Here is a 21,340-nt window from a genome sequence, read left to right as displayed (position 1 = left end):
AACCTGCTTCTACATGATCCACGCATGACCACGGACGCCACCGCCCAACCATCTGCGCAGCCGCCGGGCGCTCATCCGCCCGGATCGCAGCCTTCGCCCGACGCGCCGCCGCCTGAGCGGCGTCGCGGCCGGTGGCTGCTGAAAACGCTGGCGTGGACGGTTGCCGTGCTGGTGCTGCTGGTCGCGGTGGCAATCGGCCTGCTGTATGGCGCGCTGACAACCGAGCGCGGCACGGCTTACGCGTGGCAGGCGGCCGTCAAACTGCTGGGCGGCAAGCTGACCGGCACGCTCGAGAGCGGCACCATTGCCAGCGGCGTCCAACTCCGGCAAGTGCGCTGGCGCAGTCTCGACGGCAGCGGCACCGATATCCAGATCGACCGCGTGGCCGGGCGCTGGGGCCTCACGCACCAACCTTGGCGCTTCACAATCGACTATCTGCACGTCGGGACGATCGACGCCCGTGTCGGCTCGTCGTCGTCGAGCAGCGGACCGCTGGAATTGCCGAAAGACCTGAGCTTGCCGATGCAACTCGAAGTGCGCGACGTGCAGGTCGACAAACTGCTGTTGCGCGAGGGCGGGTCGACGACCGAGTTCTCCCGTTTCATGTTCCATGGCCGCAGCGATGGCCGTCACCACGAGGCGGCCATCGAGCGGCTCGACACGCCGTTCGGCGCGGTGACGGCGGCGGCGAAGCTCGACGGGGCACGGCCGTTTCCGCTGACCGGCGATGTCGGCTATTCAGGCAAGGTCAACAACGAAGCGGTTCAGGTGGGCGGCCATTTGAGCGGCTCGCTGGAAAATCTCATCGCCGAACTCGATGCCAGCGGCATGAAGCTCGCTGGCCATGCCCGCGTCGAGGCGACGCCGTTCAGCGACGTGCCGTTGCAACGCGCCACGCTGACTTTCGATCACGTCAATCCGCAGGCGTTTGCGCCGGGCGCGCCGCTGGCGGATCTGGCGGTGCGCGCTGAACTGCAGCCGGTGGGTCAGGGCGCAGCAGGTGCGGCGACGTTGGCTGCGGCCAGCGGGGTAAGCGGCGCCAGCGCGGCAAGTACGGTCAACGCGGTAAGTGCTGCAAGTGCCACAACTGCGGCAACTGCGGCGAAACCCGCCGGCGCTTCCGGCGCCGCGGGTTTCGCTGTCGCGGGCCATGTCTCGATCTTCAACGCCAAGCCGGGTGCGATCGACCAGAACCTGTTGCCTTTGATCGATGCACAGGCTGACGTGCACCTCGACGCTCAGGCACAGCGCATCTCGAACCTGAACGTGCGGCTGGTAAAGAGCGCCACGCTCACTGGCGGCGGCACGCTGACCGGCAAGCGCGGCCAGTTCGATCTGCAAGTCGCCGGGCTCGACCTGAACGCGCTCGAAGCGACCGTGCGGCCCACCCAGCTTTCCGGCCCGATCGGTTTCCGTCTGAACGACGACATACAGAGCCTGACCATCGATCTCGCTGATCCGAAAGCCGGTTTGCGCGCACAAGGCAAGGTGACCTTCGACCCCGCGCGCATCAGCTTCAACGACGTGCGCGTCACTTCGGGCAAAGGCCGCATCGATCTGTCCGGCGCACTCAAGCACGACGCGAATTCGACCTACAACCTGAAAGCGCAGTTGACCGATTTCGATCCGTTGACGCTGACTTCGCAGATGCCTTCGCGCACGCCGGTGACGGGCCCGGCATCCGCAGCGGCCAACGCCAAAACCAGGGTGCCCGCGCAAGGTGCGGCGCAAGCGGGCAGCACAGCCGGGGCGAAAAGCGCGGCCCCCGCCGACAAAGCCGCCGCCGCGGTCAAGAACACCGCGAAGGCCGCAGTGCGGACCGAGGTGATGCAACGGAGCAAAGCGTCGCCGCCGCCCAGGCGCGCCGCGCCGCCGGCCCGCAAGATCGAGGCGCGCGTGAACGGCACGCTCACCGCGGCCGGTGTGCTCGGCCCGGTATTCACCACCAAGGCCGAATTCAAACTCGGCCCGAGCGTCTACGATGGTTTGCCGTTGACGGGCGGCGGTGTGGTCCAGCTAGCCGGCTCGCGGATTCTGCCGAGTCGCGCGAATCTCTCGGTGGCGGGCAATCAGGTGGACTTGCAAGGCAGCTTCGGTGCCAGCGGCGACCGGCTGCGTTTCCGTATCGACGCGCCGGAACTCGAGCGCCTCGGTTTCGGCCTTGCCGGCCTGATTGCCGCGGATGGCGACGTTACCGGCTCGTTCGCGCATCCGAATGTCGTGCTGAACTACAAGGCAGACAGCGTGGTGTTCAGCAGTAACCGCATCGGCCATGCGGAAGGTCATGCCGAACTGCGCGACGGCGCGAACGGCGCGCTGGTTTTCACGACCGACGCGCGCAACCTCAGCGCCGGCGGCGTCGATCTGACCACGCTGACGGCACGGCTGTCCGGCACGCGTGCCAACCATACGCTGGAGGCGGCGGCCACCGGCAAGCTGCAAGACCGTCCACTTGACCTGACGCTCGCGGCCAACGGCAAACTGACCGAAGCACGCGAAGGCACGCGCTGGGATGGCACCGTGACCCGTCTGCAGAATCGCGGCACACCGGCGTTGAACCTCGAGTCGCCGCTCGCCGTCAGCGCCGGGCCCAGCCGCCTGACGCTTGGCGCGACACGTCTCACGATCGAAGGCGCGGTGCTGAGCCTCAAGTCGTTCGCGTTCGACCACGGCAAGATCCAGTCCACGGGCAGCTTGACCGACATTTCGCTGGCACGCCTGCAGGATCTGCGGCGCGAGATCACCGGCGCGCCACCGGCGGTCAAAACCGATCTGGTGTTCGACGGCGACTGGGACTTCGCGCTCGGCAGCACTGCGAGCGGTCACGTCCAGTTGAAGCGCCGCGGCGGCGACGTCACGGTCGAAATCGGCCGAGGTTTGGCCTCGCTGGGTATCACGGATATGGTCGCCCGGGCCGAGTTCAGTGGCGGCAACCGGCTGAATGCCACGGTCCATGCGCAGGCGAGCCGGATCGGCGTGATCGACGCCGACGCCCACACCACGCTTGTGATGCGCGACGGCTTTTTGAGTGTCAACGAAGAGGGCGCGCTAACCGGCAATGTGAACGCGAACGTGCCGTCGCTGAAAACGACCGGCGGCCTGTTCGGCCCGAGCTATCTGCTCGACGGCCATCTCGCGCTGAAACTCGCGCTCGGCGGCACGGTCGCCAAGCCGAACCTGACGGGGTCGCTGCTCGGCGACGGTTTGTCGGCGACGATGGTCGACCAGGGCGTGCAGTTGAAGGATGGGGTGGTGCGCATCGCGCTCTCGCAAAATCTGGTGGACTTCCAGCAGGTCGAGTTTCATGGCGCGAGCGGCACCTTGCGCGCCACCGGCCGCGTGCGTCTGGATGGCGCCGAGCCGGATCTGTCCGCGAGCATCGTGGCGGATAAGCTGGAGTTGTTCGCGGCGCCGGACCGCAATCTGTCTTTGTCGGGCAGCGCGAGCGTCGCGAATGCCGGCGCGCAGGGCGGCATGGCGATCAACGGCAAATTCGTGGTCGATCACGCGCTGTTCGATATGCCGGAGCAGTCCGCGCCGAAGCTGGGCGACGACGTCGTGATCGTCCGCCCCGACGGCACGGTGGCCGGCGAGAAACCGCCGCCGGTTGAGGGGACCAACAAGCCGATCGGGCCGTTCGCGCCACGCGCCAATATCGACATCAGCCTGGGCAACAGCTTCCGGTTCCGCGGCATGGGCGCAGACCTCGGCCTGACCGGCACGATCACCGCGATGAGCGCGCCGAACCTGCCGTTGCGCGCGGTCGGCAATGTCCGCGTGACACAGGGGTCGACCTATACCGCGTTCGGCCGCAAGCTCAACATCGAGAATGGTTTCTTCACGTTCAACGGGCCAGTCGCCAATCCGGGCATCAACATCCTGGCCATGCGCCGCAATCAGCAGATTGAAGCGGGCGTGCAGGTCACCGGCACGGTTCAGTTCCCGGTCGCGAAGCTGGTGTCGGAGCCGACCGTACCGGATAACGAAAAGCTCTCATGGCTGCTGTTTGGACATGGCACCGATCAGGGTAATAACCTCGGTCAGCAAAGCACTATGACGACGGCGCTCGCGTTGCTAGGCAGCGCGAGCGGCAAGCGGATCGCGCAGACTTTCGGACTCGACGAATTTTCGATCGGGCGAAGTGAGGTCGGGCTGACCGATCCTCAAGTGGTGATGGTGTCGAAGGCCATCAACGAGTGGCTCGTGGTCGGCTACGAGCAGGGCCTGCAGTCGGCGAGCAATGCGATTAAGGCGACGGTGAACCTTACGCGCTATTGGTCGGTTGCGGCCTATGGCGGCACGTTCGACGGCGTCGAACTGCTTTACACACGGCGCTTCGATCGGATCCGCTGGTAATGGAGTAATGGGGTGACGGCGCTGGCTGCGGTCTGCGCAACGTCGCGGCACAACAAAAACGGCACGCCTTTCAGAGCGTGCCGTTTTTGTTGATGCCTTGTGCGTTCGAGACGCCGCGCTTTACTTCACGCGCATGCCCGGCTTCGCGCCGCTGTCCGGTTCGAGCACATAGAGGCCCGGTTCGGCTTTCTCGTCAGTAGCCGAGGCCGCCAGCACCATCCCTTCGGACAGGCCGAACTTCATCTTGCGCGGGGCGAGATTCGCGACCATGACCGTCAGCTTGCCGATCAACTGCTCGGGCTGATAAGCCGACTTGATGCCCGAGAACACATTGCGCGTCTTTTCTTCGCCGATGTCGAGCGTCAACTGCAACAGTTTGTCCGAGCCTTCCACCGCCTTGCAGTCGACGATCTTCGCGATGCGCAGATCGATCTTGGCGAAGTCGTCGATCGAGATAATGCCGGGCGTTTCGTCCTTCTCGGCGGCGGCTGCTTTCGCGGCCTTCGACTTGGTCTTCGCGTCCGCTGGTGCTGCCGCAGCGTCCGGCGTGGCTTGCAGCGACTCGCGATTGGCGGCGATGAGCGCCTCGATCTGCTTCGGATCGACGCGTGTCATCAGGTGTTTGTACGCATTGATCGGGCGCGTGGAAGAGAGCGGCACGTTCGCGTCGGCCCACACCAGCGGCTCGATGCCGAGGAAGGCTTCGACTGCCTCCGCCAGCTTCGGCAACACCGGTTTGAGCGCCAGCGACAGCAGACGGAATGCCTCGATGCTCACGCTGCAGGTTTCGTGCAGCGCGACGGCATTGGCCGGGTCTTTCGCCTGATCCCACGGCTTGGCGGTGTCGACGTACGCGTTGACCGCGTCGGCCAGTTCCATGGTCTGGCGCAGCGCCCGGTTGTACTCGCGCGCTTCGTAGTTCGCGGCGATTTGCGGCACGGCGGCGCGCAGCGTGGCGAGCAGCGGATGGTGCATCGCGCTGTCCTGCACACGACCCTCGAAACGCTTGATCAGGAAACCGGCGGCGCGGCTCGCGATGTTCACATACTTGCCGACCAGATCGCTATTCACCCGTGCCTGGAAGTCGTCGAGGTTCAGGTCGAGGTCTTCCATCGTGCTGTTCAGCTTGGCGGCAAAGTAGTAGCGCAGCCATTCCGGATTCAGGCCCGTGTCGATCACGCTTTGCGCGGTGATGAACGTGCCGCGCGACTTCGACATCTTCGCGCCGTCCACCGTCAGGAAGCCGTGCGCGAACACGTTGGTCGGCGTGCGGTGGCCCGAGAATTCGAGCATGGCCGGCCAGAACAGCGTGTGGAAATACAGAATGTCTTTGCCGATGAAGTGGTACTGCTCGGCGGTCGAGCCTTTGCGGATCCACGCGTCGAAGTCGAGGCCGCGCTTGTCAGCGAGGTTCTTGAAGCTCGCGTAATAGCCGACCGGCGCGTCCAGCCACACGTAGAAATATTTGCCCGGCGCGCCGGGAATTTCGAAGCCGAAATACGGAGCGTCGCGCGAAATATCCCAATCGGCGAGCTTGGCTTCGCCGGCGTCGCCGAGCCATTCGCGCATCTTGTTGGTGGCTTCCGGCTGCGCCAGACCACTGACCCACGCGCGCAGGAAATTCTCACAGCGCGGATCGGACAGACGGAAGAAGTAATGCGTCGAGGTTTTACGAATCGGCGTGGCACCGGAGACGACCGAATACGGATTGATCAGTTCGGTCGGCAGATAGGTCGAACCGCATACTTCGCAGCTGTCGCCGTATTGATCCTTTGCGCCGCACTTCGGGCATTCGCCCTTGATGAAGCGATCCGGCAGGAACATTTCCTTGACGGGGTCGTATGCCTGTTCGATATCGCGGGCGTCGATCAGGCCGGCTTCCTTGAGCGCCAGATAGACCGATTCGCTCAGCACGCGGTTCTCTTCGGAATCGGTCGAGTAGTAATTGTCGAACGAAATCCCGAAGCTGTCGAAATCGCGCTTGTGTTCCTGCCAGACGCGGTCGATCAACTGCTTGGGCGTCAGACCTTCCTTTTCCGCGCGCAGCATGACCGGCGTGCCGTGTGTGTCGTCGGCGCCCACGTAGTAGACCTCGTGCCCGTGCATTCGCAACGTCCGGACCCAGATGTCCGTCTGGATATATTCGACCAGATGGCCAATATGGATTTGCCCGTTCGCATACGGAAGGGCCGACGTGACGAGAATCTGGCGACGGCCGGACGGCGCGCCTGCGGAGAGATCGGTGGCGGGTGCTGACATAAGGATGGTGGGAGCCTGCGGTGGGACGAAACGTTGATTCTAGCAGGGCGGGCGTGAGGCGCGGGCTGGGCCGGCTCGCCCGCGCCTCGGTCGGTGCGGGGAAGAGGGGTGTGTCCCTCAAGGGGCTTCCTGCGAAAACCGTGCGCCCAAAAAAAACCGGGGCTATTAACCCCGGAGCAACAACGACAAGAGGAGAATGGTGACGTGGCGGCTTCGCCAACCACGTACCGTAAAGACAGACCGCGAATTTTCGGCAGAGTTCGAAATTTTTTCGCTCTCTCGCGAGATTTTTTGCGTCCGCCCGCATTTGCCCACATGCGGCTTTTACGGCTTGCCGGACACCGCCGGCAACACGTGGTAGCGGGATGGCAAGCGCGGCCTGCCGCCCCGTTGCTTCTTCCTCTTTCAGGCTGTGCGCTTATTGCGTGGCGTGTTGAGCCGTGGCGCGCAGATAGATTTCCACGCGACGGTTGGCGGCCCTGCCGGCTTCGGTGTTGTTGTCAGCGATCGGCTGGTTCTGGCCCATGCCTTGTGCCGACAGGCGTTGCGGCGCGACGCCGCGTTGCCCCAGGTAGCCCGTCACGCTTTCCGCGCGGTTGACCGACAGCGTCTGGTTGTAAGCCGGCTGACCCGTGCTATCCGTGTAGCCGATCACCTGGGCGATCAGTTCCGGATTCTGCTGCATGGTCTGCGTCAGTTGATCCAGCACCGGCGCGAACGACGGCTTGATCGCGTAGCTGTTGGTATCGAACGTGACCGAGCTCGGGATGTTCAGCTTGAGCGAGCCGTCCGGCTGCTCGGTGATCTGCGTGCCGGTGCCCTTGGTGGCGCCCGACAGCTTGTTGTGAATGGCTTGCCAGTTGTAGCCGGTGATGCCGCCCACCGCAGCGCCGACGCCCGCGCCGATCGCCGCACCCTTGCCGCCGCCGAAGATCGCGCCGAGCGCCGCACCGGTGCCGGCGCCCACGCCCGTGCCGACGGCAGTGTTAGTGCCTTGTTGGGTCGCGCAGCCTGCCAGCAGCGAACCGGCAACCGCGAAAACGGCAAGGCGAGTCATGAGTTTTGCGTTCATTTTTTGATTCCTCTTGAGTGAAGCAGGTGGAAGCGATAAATCTATCCGCCGGATGCAACGGCCGTAAAGCGCACAAGTCGAAAATACGAGAATCCTGCGTCTTCCCTGGTCCCGGTCCGACAGTGGAGAAGGGTCTTCCGGCAAGGCTTGGCGCCAGCCACTACAATGATGACTGAAGTACGCAGCGATGCGACCCCATGGCGTTCCGCCTGCCCGAAGCGTGCACGCCGCGCCTGGTTTTAGCAATGCTGCCTAACAATTTTTTTCAAATTCTGGCGAGTGGCCGAAACTTGGATTCCGCCACCCCGCAAGTGTTCCCCATGGAGTGTCAATGAGTATCGATCGGGCTTTGGTCGACGCCGCCCTTGCGGCCGTCACTGACCCCAACACAGGCAAGCCCTATTCGGCTGCCAGGAACATCCGGAACGTCACCGTAGAGGGCGGCACGGTTAGCCTCGACGTGGTGCTTGGCTATCCGGCCAAACGGCAGTTTGAAGCGGTTCGCGCGCAATTCGTCGACGCGCTGAAGGCCGTTCCTGGGGTGGCGAACGCACGCGTCGAAGTGTCTCAGGACATCGCTGCGCATACGGTACAGCGCGGCGTCAAACTGTTGCCGAACATCAAGAACATCGTCGCGGTGGCGTCGGGCAAGGGCGGGGTCGGCAAGAGCACGACCGCGGTGAACCTCGCGCTGGCGCTCGCGAGCGAAGGCGCTTCGGTCGGCATCCTCGATGCGGATATTTACGGCCCCTCGCTGCCCATGATGCTTGGCATTACCGGCCGCCCTGAATCGCCCGACGAAAAGTCGATGAACCCGATGACCGGCTACGGTTTGCAGGCCAACTCGATCGGCTTTCTGATCGAGCAGGACAACCCGATGGTGTGGCGCGGCCCGATGGCCACCTCGGCGCTCGAACAGCTGTTGCGCCAGACCAACTGGCAAGATCTCGACTACCTGATCGTCGACATGCCGCCGGGTACCGGCGACATTCAGCTGACCTTGTCGCAGCGCGTGCCGGTGACGGGCGCGGTGATCGTTACAACGCCGCAGGACATCGCCCTGCTCGACGCGAAGAAGGGCCTCAAGATGTTCGAGAAGGTCGGCATTCCGATCCTGGGGATCGTCGAGAACATGGGTATGCATATCTGCTCGAATTGCGGCCACGAAGAGCATATTTTTGGCGCGGGCGGCGGTGAGCGGATGGGCAAGGAATACGGTGTGGATGTGCTCGGCAGCCTGCCGCTCGATATCGGCATCCGCGAGCAGGCCGACTCGGGCAAACCCACTGTGGTGGCGGATCCGGAAGGCCGTATTGCCGGGATTTACCGGTCGATCGCGCGCAAGGTTGCGATCCATATTGCCGAGCGGGCTCGCGACATGACCTCGAAGTTTCCCAGCATCGTTGTCCAGAACACCTGAGTAGCCATTCGGACAAGGGGTCAAAGCGGGGCCAAGGCGTCAATTTGCGCCTGGTCTCGCGGTATCATGTCGACTTCACAAGTTCGGCTCGGCGGCCGCAGGGGCGGCCGCCAGGCCGGCAAGAGGATCGCATGGGAAAACGAATCGACGGGCAGGCGGTGGTTGCATTCATCGTCCTGGCTGCCAGCAGCGCGCTGTTATGCGGCTGCAGCACGTTCCTGAGACCACAGGAAAAGCGCGCCGACGCGCAGTTGCTGCCCACCGTGGGCAATCAGGCGCGCGGCCTCGTAACGTTCATCGAGCGCTCGGACGGCGTGCAGGTCACCTACAACCTTGCGGGCTTGCCGCCCAATAGCGACCACGCCTTGCAAGTGCATGAGCGCGGCGACTGCAATGCCGCCGACGGCTCCAGCGCCGGCCCGGTGTTCTCGCCGGCAGCCGAGCGTCTGAAGGCAGGCGCCCGGGTCGAAGGCGATCTCGGCAATATCCACGCGGACGCGAACGGCGTGGCCACCGGCTTTATCGTGGCGCCGGACGTGTCGCTCGACGGTATCCGCTCCGTGCTGCAACGGGCCGTCCTGTTGCATCACGACGCGACTGACCCCTATGCGTATCCGCAGCATGGTGCAGGCCCCGCGCTTGCATGCGGATTGATTCGCCAGTGAAGGCAGCGCCTGCGGTGCTCGGACCGCGCCCGTAGCAGCAATCTCGCGATCGCGTAAAATAAGCGCCTTTCGTTGGGGGCGCCTAGTCCGGGGCGCGTAGCCGGGAGGCACCTGGCCCGGAGCGCGCAGCTGGGGGCGTCCAGACCCACGGCGTAGTCGATGGCGCCGGCCCGGAACTTACACCGGGTGCTATCCGTCACACCCCCGTCACACATCTGTCACTCAAGTCGAGCAGCGTTCACCTATGACTATCAAATCCGACAAGTGGATCCGGCGCATGGCCGAGTCGCACAATATGATCGAGCCGTTTGCGCCAGATCAGGTCCGCGTTTCCGAAGACGGTCGGAAGATTGTCAGTTACGGCACGTCGAGCTACGGCTACGACATCCGCTGCGCCGACGAATTCAAGATCTTCACCAATATCAACTCGACCATCGTCGACCCGAAGAATTTTGACGAGAAATCGTTTGTCGACTTCAAGGGCGACGTCTGCATCATCCCGCCGAATTCGTTCGCGCTGGCCCGCACCGTTGAGTATTTCCGTATTCCGCGCAGCGTCCTGACCGTGTGTCTGGGCAAATCCACGTATGCGCGTTGCGGGATCATCGTCAACGTGACGCCGTTCGAGCCGGAATGGGAAGGCCACGTTACGCTCGAATTCTCGAATACGACACCTTTGCCTGCGAAAATCTACGCGAACGAAGGTGTCGCTCAAGTGCTGTTTTTCGAAAGCGACGAAATTTGTGAGACGTCGTACGCGGATCGCGGCGGCAAATATCAAGGTCAGCATGGCGTCACGTTGCCCAAGACGTGACGTCGGCAGCGCACTGACCCACCAGCTATTCGGGTGACCGCTGCTTAGTCGAATGCAGCGGTCGTTCTTTTTGGAGAATCGCCCATGAAGTTTCGTTTCCCCGTCGTCATCATCGACGAAGATTTTCGCTCCGAGAATATCTCGGGTTCCGGCATCCGGGCTTTGGCCGAAGCTATCGAGAAAGAAGGCGCGGAAGTGCTCGGGTTGACGAGCTACGGTGATCTGACTTCGTTCGCCCAGCAATCGAGCCGCGCGTCGTGCTTCATCCTGTCGATCGACGACGACGAGCTGCTGCCGTACGTCGACAACGTCGTGGTGGAAGGCGAGACGCCGGAACTGGCGGCCGCGATCGTCGCCTTGCGCGCGTTCGTGACCGAAGTGCGCCGCCGCAACGCCGACATTCCGATCTTCCTGTACGGCGAAACGCGCACCTCGCGCCATCTGCCGAACGACATCCTGCGCGAACTGCATGGTTTCATCCACATGTTCGAAGACACGCCGGAGTTCGTCGCGCGCCACATCATCCGCGAGACCAAGGTGTATCTGGATTCGCTCGCGCCGCCGTTCTTCAAGGAACTGGTGCAGTACGCGGACGAAGGTTCGTACTCGTGGCATTGCCCGGGGCACTCGGGTGGCGTCGCGTTCCTCAAGAGCCCGCTGGGCCAGATGTTCCACCAGTTTTTCGGCGAAAACATGCTGCGCGCCGACGTCTGCAACGCCGTCGACGAACTCGGCCAGCTGCTCGACCATACGGGTCCGGTGGCCGCTTCCGAGCGCAATGCCGCACGCATTTTCAGCGCCGACCACGTGTTCTTCGTGACCAACGGCACCTCGACCTCGAACAAGATCGTCTGGCACGGCACGGTGGCGCCGGGCGACATCGTGCTGGTGGACCGCAACTGCCACAAGTCGATCCTGCACGCGATCACCATGACCGGCGCGATTCCGGTGTTCCTCACGCCGACCCGCAATAACTTCGGCATCATCGGTCCGATTCCGCGCAGCGAGTTCGAGCCGGAAAACATCAAGAAGAAGATCCTCGCGAATCCGTTCGCGCGCGAAGCGCTGGCGAAGAATCCGGATCTGAAGCCGCGTATCCTGACCATCACGCAGAGCACTTATGACGGTGTGATCTACAACGTCGAGATGATCAAGGAAATGCTCGGCGATTGGCTCGACACGCTGCACTTCGACGAAGCGTGGCTGCCGCATGCGGAATTCCACGAGTTCTATCAGGACATGCACGCGATCGGCGCGGGCCGTCCGCGCATCGGCGCACTGGTGTTTGCGACGCACTCCACGCACAAATTGCTGGCCGGTATTTCGCAGGCTTCGCAGATCGTCGTGCAGGATTCGAAGAACAGCCGCTTCGACAAGCATCGCTTTAACGAAGCGTATCTGATGCATACCTCCACCAGCCCGCAGTACGCGATCATCGCCTCGTGCGACGTGGCCGCGGCCATGATGGAAGCGCCGGGCGGCACCGCGCTGGTTGAAGAATCGATTGCCGAGGCGCTCGATTTCCGCCGCGCGATGAGCAAGGTCGACGACGAATACGGCGACGACTGGTTCTTCAAGGTGTGGGGTCCGGACCAGTTCGCCGAAGAAGGTATCGGCTCGCGCGAAGACTGGATGCTGCGCCCGAACGACGCGTGGCACGGCTTCGGCCCGCTAGCCGAAGGCTTCAACATGCTCGACCCGATCAAGGCGACTATCGTTACGCCGGGTCTGGATATGGACGGCGGCTTCGGCGAGACCGGTATTCCGGCGGCGATCGTTACGAAGTACCTGGCCGAGCACGGCATCATTGTCGAGAAGACCGGGCTGTATTCGTTCTTCATCATGTTCACGATCGGCATCACCAAGGGCCGTTGGAACTCGATGGTCACCGAACTGCAGCAGTTCAAGGACGACTACGACAACAACCAGCCGCTGTGGCGCGTGCTGCCGGAGTTCGTCGCGCATCATCCGATGTACGAGCGGGTGGGCTTGCGCGATCTGTGCCAGCAGATCCACAGCGTTTACCGCGCGAACGACATTGCACGCCTGACGACCGAGATGTACCTGTCGAGCATGGAGCCGGCCATGAAGCCGTCGGACGCATTTGCGAAGCTCGCGCACCGCGAGGTCGACCGGGTACCGATCGACGAACTCGAGGGCCGCGTCACGTCGATCCTGTTGACGCCGTATCCGCCGGGCATTCCGCTGCTGATTCCGGGCGAGCGCTTCAATAAGACCATCGTCAATTATTTGCGTTTCGCGCGCGAGTTCAACGAGCGCTTCCCGGGTTTCCACACGGATATCCACGGGCTGGTCGGCGAAACCATCAACGGGCGCATCGAATACTTCGTCGATTGCGTGCGCGCCTGACGATGCGGGTAGTGCAGTCCCTGCTGGGCGCTGGCGGCTGGCGGCGCGCGTTTGGCGCGCTGGCCCTGGCAAAGCCGGCGATGGTACTCGTGGCGGCGCTTGGCGTGACGCCTACGACGGCGCATGCTGAAGTGGCCGCCGCCGACCCGATTGACGCGTCGATGCGCGCGTGTCTGGCGCGCAGCGACATGTCGTCGACGGTGGGGCAGGTGCAGTGCATGGACAACGCGCGAATCGGCTGGAAGGCCGCATTAGACGGCGCGTGGCAGCAGCTTGACGCGAAGTTGCCGCGCGCCCGGCGCAAGCAGTGGGAGAAGAGCCAGGCGAGCTGGGAGGCCTCGCGTGAGGTCGAGAAGCAGTTGCTTGCAGCCGTGTTCGCGACGACGCACGGCTCGATGTACGTGCTGGCCGAAGCCGATATGCAGTTGCAACCGGTGCGCGATCGCGCGCTTGCGCTGCGCAGCGCCATGGCCAGGATCAGCGCCGGCGGAGACGGGCCGCGCCGTGCGCGCGCCTGTAATGCGGACGCGCAATGCGAGCACGCGATGTTCGACCTGAACCGCTACTACCGCCGCTTGCAGGCGAAGATGCCGACGCGTTCGCGTCCGACACTTGTACGCGCACAAAAGGCCTGGACCGCGTATCTCAACGCGACCACGCCGTTGGTCGATGAGCGTGGGCGCATCGATATCATCGGCGCCCGGGTGGCCACGCTCAAACGTTTATCCGAAACCGTCGGCAACGACTGAGTGCTCGCGGCTTAGGTGAGCACGTAGGGTTCGGCTTGCGGCTTCGGCTGCGCAAGTGCCGGGTCCCCTAGCAGGTCGCGCATCGCGTCTTCGATACCGAGCGACATGGTTTCGAGTGCGAGATCGTTGTCGTCGATGCCGAAGGGATCTTCGATCTGCGAGGCGATTGCTTCGTGCGCCATGAAGGTATACGCGACGAACACCGAGAAGACCGGCGTGAAGATCCCGATGCTGTCGACCAGTCCGAACGGCAGGGACGCGCAGAAGAAATACACCGTGCGGTGAATCATCACCGAGTAGGCGAAAGGCAGCGGCGTCGAGGCGATGCGTTCGCAGCCGCCGATCACATCCGACAGACCATTCAGATTTCGATCGAAGGCGAGCACCGCCATTGGATCGATCGCGCCTGTTTGGGCGTGGCGTTGCACCCATTCGCCGAGAAACAGCAGGAGTGTCGTTGGTTTGTAGCGCGACGCCATGACGCGGTCGAGAAGCGCTTTGGGCAGGCGTGCCGCGAGATCTTCACGCGGGTCGCTTTTGCGGAGTTGATGACGCAGTGCATGGGGGAGGGCGCCTAGAGCGGCGATGAACTCTCTGATGTCCTCTTTGGGCAGCGGTTTGTTTTGCAGCGTGAGCGCTTGGCGGGTGAGCGAGCGGGAATCGTTCAGCAATTGGCCCCAGAGCTTGCGGGCTTCCCACCAGCGGTCGTAGCTGGCGTTGTTCCGGAAGCCTAGAAAGACTGCTAACGCTATGCCTACCAGCGAGAACGGGGCGGTGGTGTTGAGGTTCAACGTGACCGGCAGCAGGTGGTCGTGGGCGGCCACTGCGATGATCGCAATGCAGAAAATCAGGGATAGCCGCGGGAGGAGTTGCGGGAGGACGGAGCCTCGCCAGGCCAGCAGCATGCGGAACCAATGGAGATGGGGGCGGATGATCATTGGGGTTTGGGGGCTGGGGTTTTTTGCCTTCGGCGGGTGGTGTTCTTATTATCGCTTTTTTGGTTGAGGGGCTCTTTGGGTCTTTGGCCTTTCCTTGCTGCGTTAGTGGTCTATTAGCGTTGCCCCTGTGCGGGGCGGCACTTACTTTCTTTGCCGCCGTGTATAGACCGGAGACATGGTTGACAAACGTGCGGAGACATCATTGACACTTTATGGTCAGTGATTGTCGCTCCTCAGGTCAAGGGTGAGGATGCGGTGATGGGCAAACCAGAATTCAAATACGCCGTCTTCGCCCGGCTTTGCGCGTGCCGCAACCGGCAGTCCATAAAGTGCATTCGAGACCTTGAGGTGCCGTCCTTCAAAGCGTAGCCGGCCATCCGATTTAACCAGCAGCACCACGTCATCCGGGCCGTACTCCGGCTCCGGCAGGATCGATGGATACGCCCGGGGGCTCGGCCGGTAACGGCTGATGGGCGTGTCCATGCCGATCGCCTCATGCGGGCGCTCGCAGTTATATACGGTGCGCCAGCGGTCCAGTTCCTGTTGCACGTGCTGCTGGGTAGCGAAGCTTCGTCCGTTCAGTACTTCAGCCTTCAGCGTACGGTGAAACCGTTCGTCCTTGCCGTTGGTCTGCGGGTGGTAAGGCCGGCTGTAACTGATGCGGATACCCAGCCGGATCAGCCAGACGGCCAGTTCGGTGAGTTGCCCCGGACTGCCAGGCGAACCCCACGGCGAGCCGTTATCGGTATTGATGCGTAACGGCAGGCCATAGTGTCCAAACGCCTCCCGTAATCCTGTCTGCACGGTAGCGGTGTCGGTGGGTCCACAGGCGCGCAGCAGGATGCTGAAGCGCGAGTGGTCGTCGAGTACCGTCAGGGGGCTGCAGCGCCCCTTCCCGAGGGTCTCAAAGTGCCCCTTGAAGTCCATCTGCCAGAGTACGTTAGGCTGCTCGTGCTCAAAGCGCTTCCAGGGTTGGCTCATCGCTGAATCGGCCGGCAGGATCAGGTTGTGCCGGTGCAGGATGTCGGTCACGGTGCTGGGCTGCGGCACCGCCTCAAGGCCCAGATCACGCAGGCGCCGGCTGATCTTGCGTCCGCCCCAGCGCGGATGGGTCTGGCGCAGCCGTACCACTTCCTGCTCCATCGCAGTGGGGGTCTTCGACGGACTGCTGAGCGGGCGTCGGGATTGATCTGCCAGCGCATGCTCGCCGCGATGGAGCCATTTGTAGCCGGTCTGCCGGCTGATGTTAAAGCGCTGGCACAGCTCGGTCATCGTCAGCGTGTCCTGACTGGCCAGATGAACAAATTCCTGTCGGAGGCTCATGGTGTCTCTTGCGTTCCAGGGCATGGTCGGGACCGGGCGTTTTAGTACCCGGAAGTGTCAACCATGTCCCCGCACACCTGTCAGCTATGTCTCCGGTCTATACACCGCCGCAAAGAAAGATAAGCAAAGAAAGCGGCTCACCCCGCCAGCTCATAAGCGGGTCCCCCGCACAGCCGCGGTAGTGGTGCATCTGGAATCCGTGCCCCCGCACACTCCGCGTTAGTGACAAAGCGCTCATCAGCTCCCACTCCGCACTGCGTGCGTCGCGGACGGGTCTACCTGGGAAACCTGGCCGGCGCTTTGCATAACTGATGGTTTTCGAAACCGGGTTTCGGCGGCGCAGGCCGCCGGAAGTATGACTGCCTTGTCACTAACGCCGAATGTGCGAGGCGACAGATTCCAGATGCACCACTACCCCCTCCAAGCCAGGGGACCCGCTTAAGAATTAGCGGTTTGAGCCGCTTTCTTTTGCCTACTTTTCTTTGCGGCAGGCAAAGAAAAGTAGGTGCCCCCCCGCACAGGGGGAACGCTAATAGACCACTAACACAGCAAGGAAAGGCCAAAAGACCAACAACAGAACAGACCACCCCCAGCAAGGCAACGCCAAAAAGCAAGAAACCCGCCGAGCAGGCCCCCTCCTTAATCCCGCGCGGAAGACGCAGCCCCATGACTTAACCAGTCAAGCACAGCAGTAGCATCATCATCCGCACCCTGTCGCGCCTTAGCGACCGTCTCAGCCACATCCTCGCTAGGCACAGCACGCCGAATCGCCACCCCCACCGCAAGAATATCGATCATCACCAGATGCAAGATCCGCGAAATCATCGACAACTGCGACTCGCGAATCTCAATGTGATCGGTTTCTAAAGCGACGGTAGCCCGCTTGGCCAGCGGCGTATTGCTCGACGTAATGGCAATCACCTTGGCCCCCGCCTGCATGGCGACATCCAGCACACGCAGCAGCTCCGGCGCACGCCCCGACTTCGACACGGCAACGATCACATCACCCTTGCCAAGCAACGCAGCAGACGCCGCCTGCATGTACAGATCGCCATAAGCAATCGTCGGAATGCCAAACCGGAAGAACTTGTAATGCGCATCCTGCGCGACAATGTTCGAATTGCCGAGCCCATAAAACTCGATCCGCCGCGCACCGTTCAATAGATCAATGGCCCGCTCGACCTGGTCGAAATTCAAATGCTCGCGCAACTGCAGAATCGCGGACACGGTGTTATCGAGCACCTTCGCGCCGAAGTCCGTCGCGGTATCGCCCAGATGCACCTGGCTGTGACTCACCGGAATCGTGCCAGTCAAACCCGTCGCCAGTTTTAGCTTGAAATCGGACAAGCCCTGGCAACCAAGCGAGCGGCAAAAACGGATCACCGTCGGCTGGCTCACGTCGGCCTTGCGTGCAATATCCACGATCGGATCGTTGATGATCGAGCGCGGATGATTCAACGCAAGATCGGCCACGCGGCGCTCGGCCGGCGTCAACGCATCGCGCATCTGGCGAATCCGCTCGAACACGGCCGATGAACTGCCGCCCGCGCGGTTCGACAACTGCTCCGCGAGAATCGCCGACACCCCCAGAAACGCCGGATACTCAGCGGTAATCACGTAGGTCGGCACGTTCTGCAAATAGGCCTCGAAGCGCCCCTTTGCTTCGAAGCGCTTGCGAAACGACGAACGCGCGAAGAATTCGCCGAGCCGCGGCACCACGCCGCCGCCAATGTAGATGCCGCCCAATGCGCCGAGCGTCACCGCGATATTGCCCGCGAAGGTGCCGAGAATCCCGCAGAACACATCGACGGATTCGGCTGCGAGCGGCTCGCCGTCCAGCGCGCGTTTGACGATCTCGATCGTGTCGACGTTCGCCGCCACGCGCTTCTTGTCGCGGCCCGCGAGCGCACGGTAGATCACTTCGATGCCGGGGCCCGCCGCTACACGCTCGAACGAAACGTGCGACCACTTCTTGCGTGCGTACTGCAGCACGATATCTTCGCGCTCGTCGGCCGGCGCGAAGGTGGCGTGGCCGCCTTCACTGCCAAGCGCGATCCAGCGGTCGTCGGCCGGAATCAGGCCGGACACGCCCATGCCCGTGCCCGGACCGAGCAGGCCGATCACGCTGTTCGGGCGGCGCGCGCCGCCGCCTACCTGCACGCGTTGCATGTCGGTCAGACCCGGCAGCGCCATGGCCAGTGCGGTGAAGTCGTTCACCACCAGCAGCGTGTCGAAGCCGAGCGTGCGGCGCGTGGCTTCGATCGAAAAGCTCCAGTCGTGATTGGTCATCCTGACCTGATCGCCGTCGACCGGGTTCGCAATCGCAATCGCCGCATGATTCACGCGGCCGATCCTGGTGTCCTTCAGATACTTCTTGATGACTTCGGCAACGCCCGGATAGTCGGCGCACGGATAGACCTGCACCGAGCTGATCTCGCCGGGGCTGGTTTCGAGCGCGAAGCGCGCGTTGGTGCCGCCGATGTCGGCGAGCAGCCTCGGTCCGTCGGCGTGCTGGCCCGCGCCCGGAGCAGCCTTAGTTTGCACACCAGTAGACATCGAGTCTCACTCCCTTGTCGTTTGCCAACTGCGAGATGGCATTTTTTTGTAGCGAAGCGGCGGCGGCATTCAGCACGTCCATCTTGCGCGGTCCTGCGATCAGCAAAAACAGATGCTTCACTTCTTTCAGAGCGGAGAGCGACCAGCTCACACGCGCATGCGGCGCGCTGCCGGGATGCACGGCGACAAAGCGCTCGGATGTGGTGATCGCGTGATCCCATTCAGGCGCATCGGCGAAAATCGACGCGGTGTGGCCGTCTTCGCCCATGCCGAGAATCGCGACGTCCGGCACCGCGCTAAAGCGCGAGTCGGCGTTCAGCGCGGCAACGTGCGCGTTCAGGTCCTGCGCCGTATCCACCAGCGGCCAGAAAGCGGCGTGCTTCGCAGCGTTCTGCAACAGCGTGTCGTGCACGAGTTGCGAATTGCTCGCGCCATCCGTTTCCGGCACCCAGCGGTCGTCGACCAGCGTCACGGCAATGCGCGCCCAGTCGAAAGCTTGCGTGGACAACGTCTGCAGGAACGGACGCGGACTGGTGCCGCCGGACACTGCAAGCATTGCCGGGCGCGCGCCAGGATGTGGCGCGCCTGCTGCGGCCGTGGCCGCCTGTGCGGCGAGCGACGCATGTAACGCGTCGCCAACCGCCTTCGCCAACGCGTCGGATTGGGCGCGTTGATCGTCGAAAGCGTGAAGCTCGATCACTTCTCCTCCGTGCTGCTTTCTTGTTAGATCTGCGGAACGTGCCGTGCTGCTGTCACGCGATACCTGCAAGCGGGATGACTTGCAGGCGCCTTCGTGATACCGGCGCCATTCCGTTCAGTTCGTCAGTGGGTCCCGCAGACGCTGCGCTGTGCTTCGATCGGGATCGCGATCAGGCATGGCGCGGCGCCGTGCTTCAGTTGATTCAATTCTCTTCCTCGAGCCAGCAGGTGCCATGCTGCGCCAACATCGCGCTCGCCGCGGCCGGTCCCCACGTGCCTGCGGCATACGGCTTGGGCGGCTTGTTCGACACGGCCCATTCGTTGAGGATCGGCTCGACCCAACGCCATGCGGCTTCCTGTTCATCACGCCGTACAAACAGCGCGAGACGGCCGTTGATGACATCGAGCAACAGACGCTGATACGCCTCCATCTGCCCTTCGCGGAAGAACCGGTCGAACGCGAGGTCGAGGTGAACGCTGGCGAGGTTCATGCCTTCGCCCGGCTGCTTCGCCAGACAGTAAAGGCGAATGGTCTCGTTCGGCTGCAAACGGATCACGAGACGGTTCGCACCGCCGCGCAACGCGGACGCGCCCAGTGCAGAATGCGGCACCGCACGAAAATTCACCACGATCTCAGCGACACGATCCGCGAGACGCTTGCCGGTGCGCAGGAAAAACGGCACGCCGGCCCAACGCCAGTTCTCGATTTCCACCTTCAGCGCGACGAAGGTTTCAGTCGTGCTGTCCGGCTTCACGCCAGGTTCGGTTGCATACGCCGGCACCGCATGACCACGGATCACACCCGCATGATACTGGCCGCGCACCGCGACCTTGCCAATATCGCGCGGATCGATCGGTTTCAAGGCGCGCAGCACGCGCAGCTTTTCGTCACGGACCGAGTCGGAATCCATCGAATGCGGCGGTTCCATCGCGACGATGGAAAGCAGTTGCAGCAAGTGGTTCTGCACCATGTCGCGCAATGCGCCGGTGTTGTCGTAGAAGTCGCCGCGTGCTTCCACGCCGAGTTCTTCCGCAATCGTAATCTGAATGCTCTCCACCCATTCGCGGCGCCACAACGGTTCGAACAGCACATTGCCGAAGCGCAGCGCGAGCAGGTTCTGCACCGGCTCCTTACCGAGGTAGTGGTCGATCCGGTAGATCTGTTCTTCGGCGAAGATTTCACCGACTGCATCATTAATTGCATTGGACGACTTGAGGTCGTAGCCGAGCGGCTTTTCCAGCACGATGCGCGAATTTTCGTTGAGTCCCACCGACGCCAGCGCGTGGCAGATCGGTACGAACAGCGACGGACCCGTTGCCAGATAGAACACGCGAATGCCGGGCAGGCCGCTTATGGCGTCGCGCAGCAGCACGAAGTCTTCGGGCTTGCCCAGGTCGATCTTCACGAACTCGATACGGTCGAGAAAGCTCGCCCATGCGGTTTCATCCAGACCGTTCTTCGACACGTGCGGCTTGACGTGCTCATTGACCCATTCCAGGTAGCCGGCGCGATCCGCCACATGCCGCGCCACCGCGAAGATCTTGCCACTTTCGGCCAGCATGCCACCTGCACGGTGCGCTTCAAACAGTGCCGGCAGGATCTTGCGCATCGACAGATCGCCGGTTCCGCCGAAGAGAACGAAGGTGAAGCTTGAATCGGTTTGCATGAGTCTCCGTCGATATCCTGGGGCCGCCGTGGTGATCAGGAAGGGCGACCGTAGTCCGATAAAATATTTTTTGACACTGAATTGTAGTTTAACTACAATCCAAATCAAGAGGTAGCGCTAATTCGATGAAAAAAGCGTGCGCTGTAAGGCTAGATGCGCGTTTTCCCGAATCGGCAGGCGTCACCTGCATGTTAACGGACATTGCGTGCGGACACGTGCCAGCATGCCCCCGGCGGCCCTTACGGAAAGCCGGAAGGCGGGTCTGGCGTCAGGGTTAACGTGTGAGGCACCTCGAGTCTGCCGCGCGCGACGCGGGCAGGCAAAAATCAAAAGAGGAGACAGTCAGTTGCATCCCGAACCACTCATCTCTTGAGCTTCCAGCGGCCGGATATCGGTCCGCCGGCACATGCATGAAGCATGCGCCCGACCGTGCTCGATCGCCCAGTGTTTTG

At 62.7% G+C, this 21,340-nt stretch carries 13 protein-coding genes; 6 read left to right on the top strand and 7 right to left on the bottom strand.

Translation table 11 applies throughout. The annotated features are described in order from the left end of the window. The first annotated feature begins 24 nt into the window (after positions 1-24). A complete protein-coding gene (locus GH665_RS16320; RefSeq protein ID WP_153136715.1) occupies positions 25-4,356 on the top strand; it encodes a translocation/assembly module TamB domain-containing protein in 4,332 nt (1,443 codons plus the stop codon). Positions 4,357-4,476: 120 nt separating this feature from the next. Here GH665_RS16320 and metG read toward each other — a convergent pair whose 3' ends face one another. Continuing rightward, positions 4,477-6,615 (bottom strand): methionine--tRNA ligase, encoded by a 2,139-nt coding sequence (gene metG / locus GH665_RS16315; RefSeq protein WP_153136714.1) that lies wholly within the window; start codon positions 6,613-6,615, stop codon positions 4,477-4,479. 418 nt (positions 6,616-7,033) lie between these two features. After that, on the bottom strand, positions 7,034-7,687 hold the full coding sequence (locus GH665_RS16310) for a YiaD family glycine zipper/OmpA-like lipoprotein (RefSeq protein ID WP_153136713.1): 654 nt from the start codon (positions 7,685-7,687) through the stop codon (positions 7,034-7,036). A 331-nt stretch (positions 7,688-8,018) separates the two neighbouring features. On the opposite strand from GH665_RS16310, the gene apbC reads away from it, so the two are divergent. The 5 genes from apbC to GH665_RS16285 all read left to right on the top strand — a co-directional run bounded on the left by apbC (position 8,019) and on the right by GH665_RS16285 (position 13,705). Continuing rightward, on the top strand, positions 8,019-9,107 hold the full coding sequence (gene apbC, locus GH665_RS16305; RefSeq protein ID WP_153136712.1) for an iron-sulfur cluster carrier protein ApbC: 1,089 nt from the start codon (positions 8,019-8,021) through the stop codon (positions 9,105-9,107). 131 nt (positions 9,108-9,238) lie between these two features. Further along, the gene (locus GH665_RS16300; protein WP_028200498.1) at positions 9,239-9,772 is read left to right on the top strand and encodes a superoxide dismutase family protein; all 534 of its coding nucleotides are present in this window, start codon (positions 9,239-9,241) and stop codon (positions 9,770-9,772) included. Between the two features lie 244 nt (positions 9,773-10,016). Beyond that, positions 10,017-10,586 (top strand): dCTP deaminase, encoded by a 570-nt coding sequence (gene dcd / locus GH665_RS16295; RefSeq protein WP_028200499.1) that lies wholly within the window; start codon positions 10,017-10,019, stop codon positions 10,584-10,586. Positions 10,587-10,670: 84 nt separating this feature from the next. Continuing rightward, a complete protein-coding gene (locus GH665_RS16290; RefSeq protein ID WP_153136711.1) occupies positions 10,671-12,956 on the top strand; it encodes an arginine/lysine/ornithine decarboxylase in 2,286 nt (761 codons plus the stop codon). Positions 12,957-12,958: 2 nt separating this feature from the next. After that, positions 12,959-13,705 (top strand): lysozyme inhibitor LprI family protein, encoded by a 747-nt coding sequence (locus GH665_RS16285; protein ID WP_153136710.1) that lies wholly within the window; start codon positions 12,959-12,961, stop codon positions 13,703-13,705. A gap of 11 nt (positions 13,706-13,716) precedes the next feature. Here GH665_RS16285 and GH665_RS16280 read toward each other — a convergent pair whose 3' ends face one another. The 5 genes from GH665_RS16280 to zwf form a co-directional block, all read right to left on the bottom strand. Further along, positions 13,717-14,643: a bestrophin family protein gene (locus GH665_RS16280; RefSeq protein ID WP_153136709.1), complete on the bottom strand. Its 927-nt coding sequence runs from the start codon at positions 14,641-14,643 to the stop codon at positions 13,717-13,719. A gap of 216 nt (positions 14,644-14,859) precedes the next feature. Next, positions 14,860-15,990 (bottom strand): IS481 family transposase, encoded by a 1,131-nt coding sequence (locus tag GH665_RS16275; RefSeq protein WP_153134963.1) that lies wholly within the window; start codon positions 15,988-15,990, stop codon positions 14,860-14,862. A gap of 615 nt (positions 15,991-16,605) precedes the next feature. Continuing rightward, complete coding sequence (locus tag GH665_RS16270; RefSeq protein ID WP_153136708.1) at positions 16,606-18,522, bottom strand: bifunctional transcriptional regulator/glucokinase; 1,917 nt, start codon at positions 18,520-18,522, stop codon at positions 16,606-16,608. Beyond that, positions 18,500-19,222, bottom strand: a complete 723-nt coding sequence (gene pgl / locus GH665_RS16265; protein WP_153136707.1) for a 6-phosphogluconolactonase — start codon at positions 19,220-19,222, stop codon at positions 18,500-18,502. The genes GH665_RS16270 and pgl overlap by 23 nt, the downstream gene beginning before the upstream one ends. 202 nt (positions 19,223-19,424) lie before the next feature. Next, complete coding sequence (zwf, locus tag GH665_RS16260; RefSeq protein ID WP_153136706.1) at positions 19,425-20,888, bottom strand: glucose-6-phosphate dehydrogenase; 1,464 nt, start codon at positions 20,886-20,888, stop codon at positions 19,425-19,427. Positions 20,889-21,340: the final 452 nt, after the last annotated feature.

Source organism: Paraburkholderia agricolaris (assembly GCF_009455635.1).
Taxonomy (GTDB): domain Bacteria; phylum Pseudomonadota; class Gammaproteobacteria; order Burkholderiales; family Burkholderiaceae; genus Paraburkholderia; species Paraburkholderia agricolaris.
This window is presented reverse-complemented; position numbering and strand designations above follow the sequence as displayed.

What these genes read in the sequence shown, in the direction of transcription:
- GH665_RS16320 (WP_153136715.1), top strand. Translation starts at nt 25, where the DNA reads ATGACCACGGACGCCACCGCCCAACCATCTGCGCAGCCGCCGGGCGCT.
- metG (WP_153136714.1), bottom strand. Translation starts at nt 6,615, where the DNA reads ATGTCAGCACCCGCCACCGATCTCTCCGCAGGCGCGCCGTCCGGCCGT.
- GH665_RS16310 (WP_153136713.1), bottom strand. Translation starts at nt 7,687, where the DNA reads ATGAACGCAAAACTCATGACTCGCCTTGCCGTTTTCGCGGTTGCCGGT.
- apbC (WP_153136712.1), top strand. Translation starts at nt 8,019, where the DNA reads ATGAGTATCGATCGGGCTTTGGTCGACGCCGCCCTTGCGGCCGTCACT.
- GH665_RS16300 (WP_028200498.1), top strand. Translation starts at nt 9,239, where the DNA reads ATGGGAAAACGAATCGACGGGCAGGCGGTGGTTGCATTCATCGTCCTG.
- dcd (WP_028200499.1), top strand. Translation starts at nt 10,017, where the DNA reads ATGACTATCAAATCCGACAAGTGGATCCGGCGCATGGCCGAGTCGCAC.
- GH665_RS16290 (WP_153136711.1), top strand. Translation starts at nt 10,671, where the DNA reads ATGAAGTTTCGTTTCCCCGTCGTCATCATCGACGAAGATTTTCGCTCC.
- GH665_RS16285 (WP_153136710.1), top strand. Translation starts at nt 12,959, where the DNA reads ATGCGGGTAGTGCAGTCCCTGCTGGGCGCTGGCGGCTGGCGGCGCGCG.
- GH665_RS16280 (WP_153136709.1), bottom strand. Translation starts at nt 14,643, where the DNA reads ATGATCATCCGCCCCCATCTCCATTGGTTCCGCATGCTGCTGGCCTGG.
- GH665_RS16275 (WP_153134963.1), bottom strand. Translation starts at nt 15,990, where the DNA reads ATGCCCTGGAACGCAAGAGACACCATGAGCCTCCGACAGGAATTTGTT.
- GH665_RS16270 (WP_153136708.1), bottom strand. Translation starts at nt 18,522, where the DNA reads ATGTCTACTGGTGTGCAAACTAAGGCTGCTCCGGGCGCGGGCCAGCAC.
- zwf (WP_153136706.1), bottom strand. Translation starts at nt 20,888, where the DNA reads ATGCAAACCGATTCAAGCTTCACCTTCGTTCTCTTCGGCGGAACCGGC.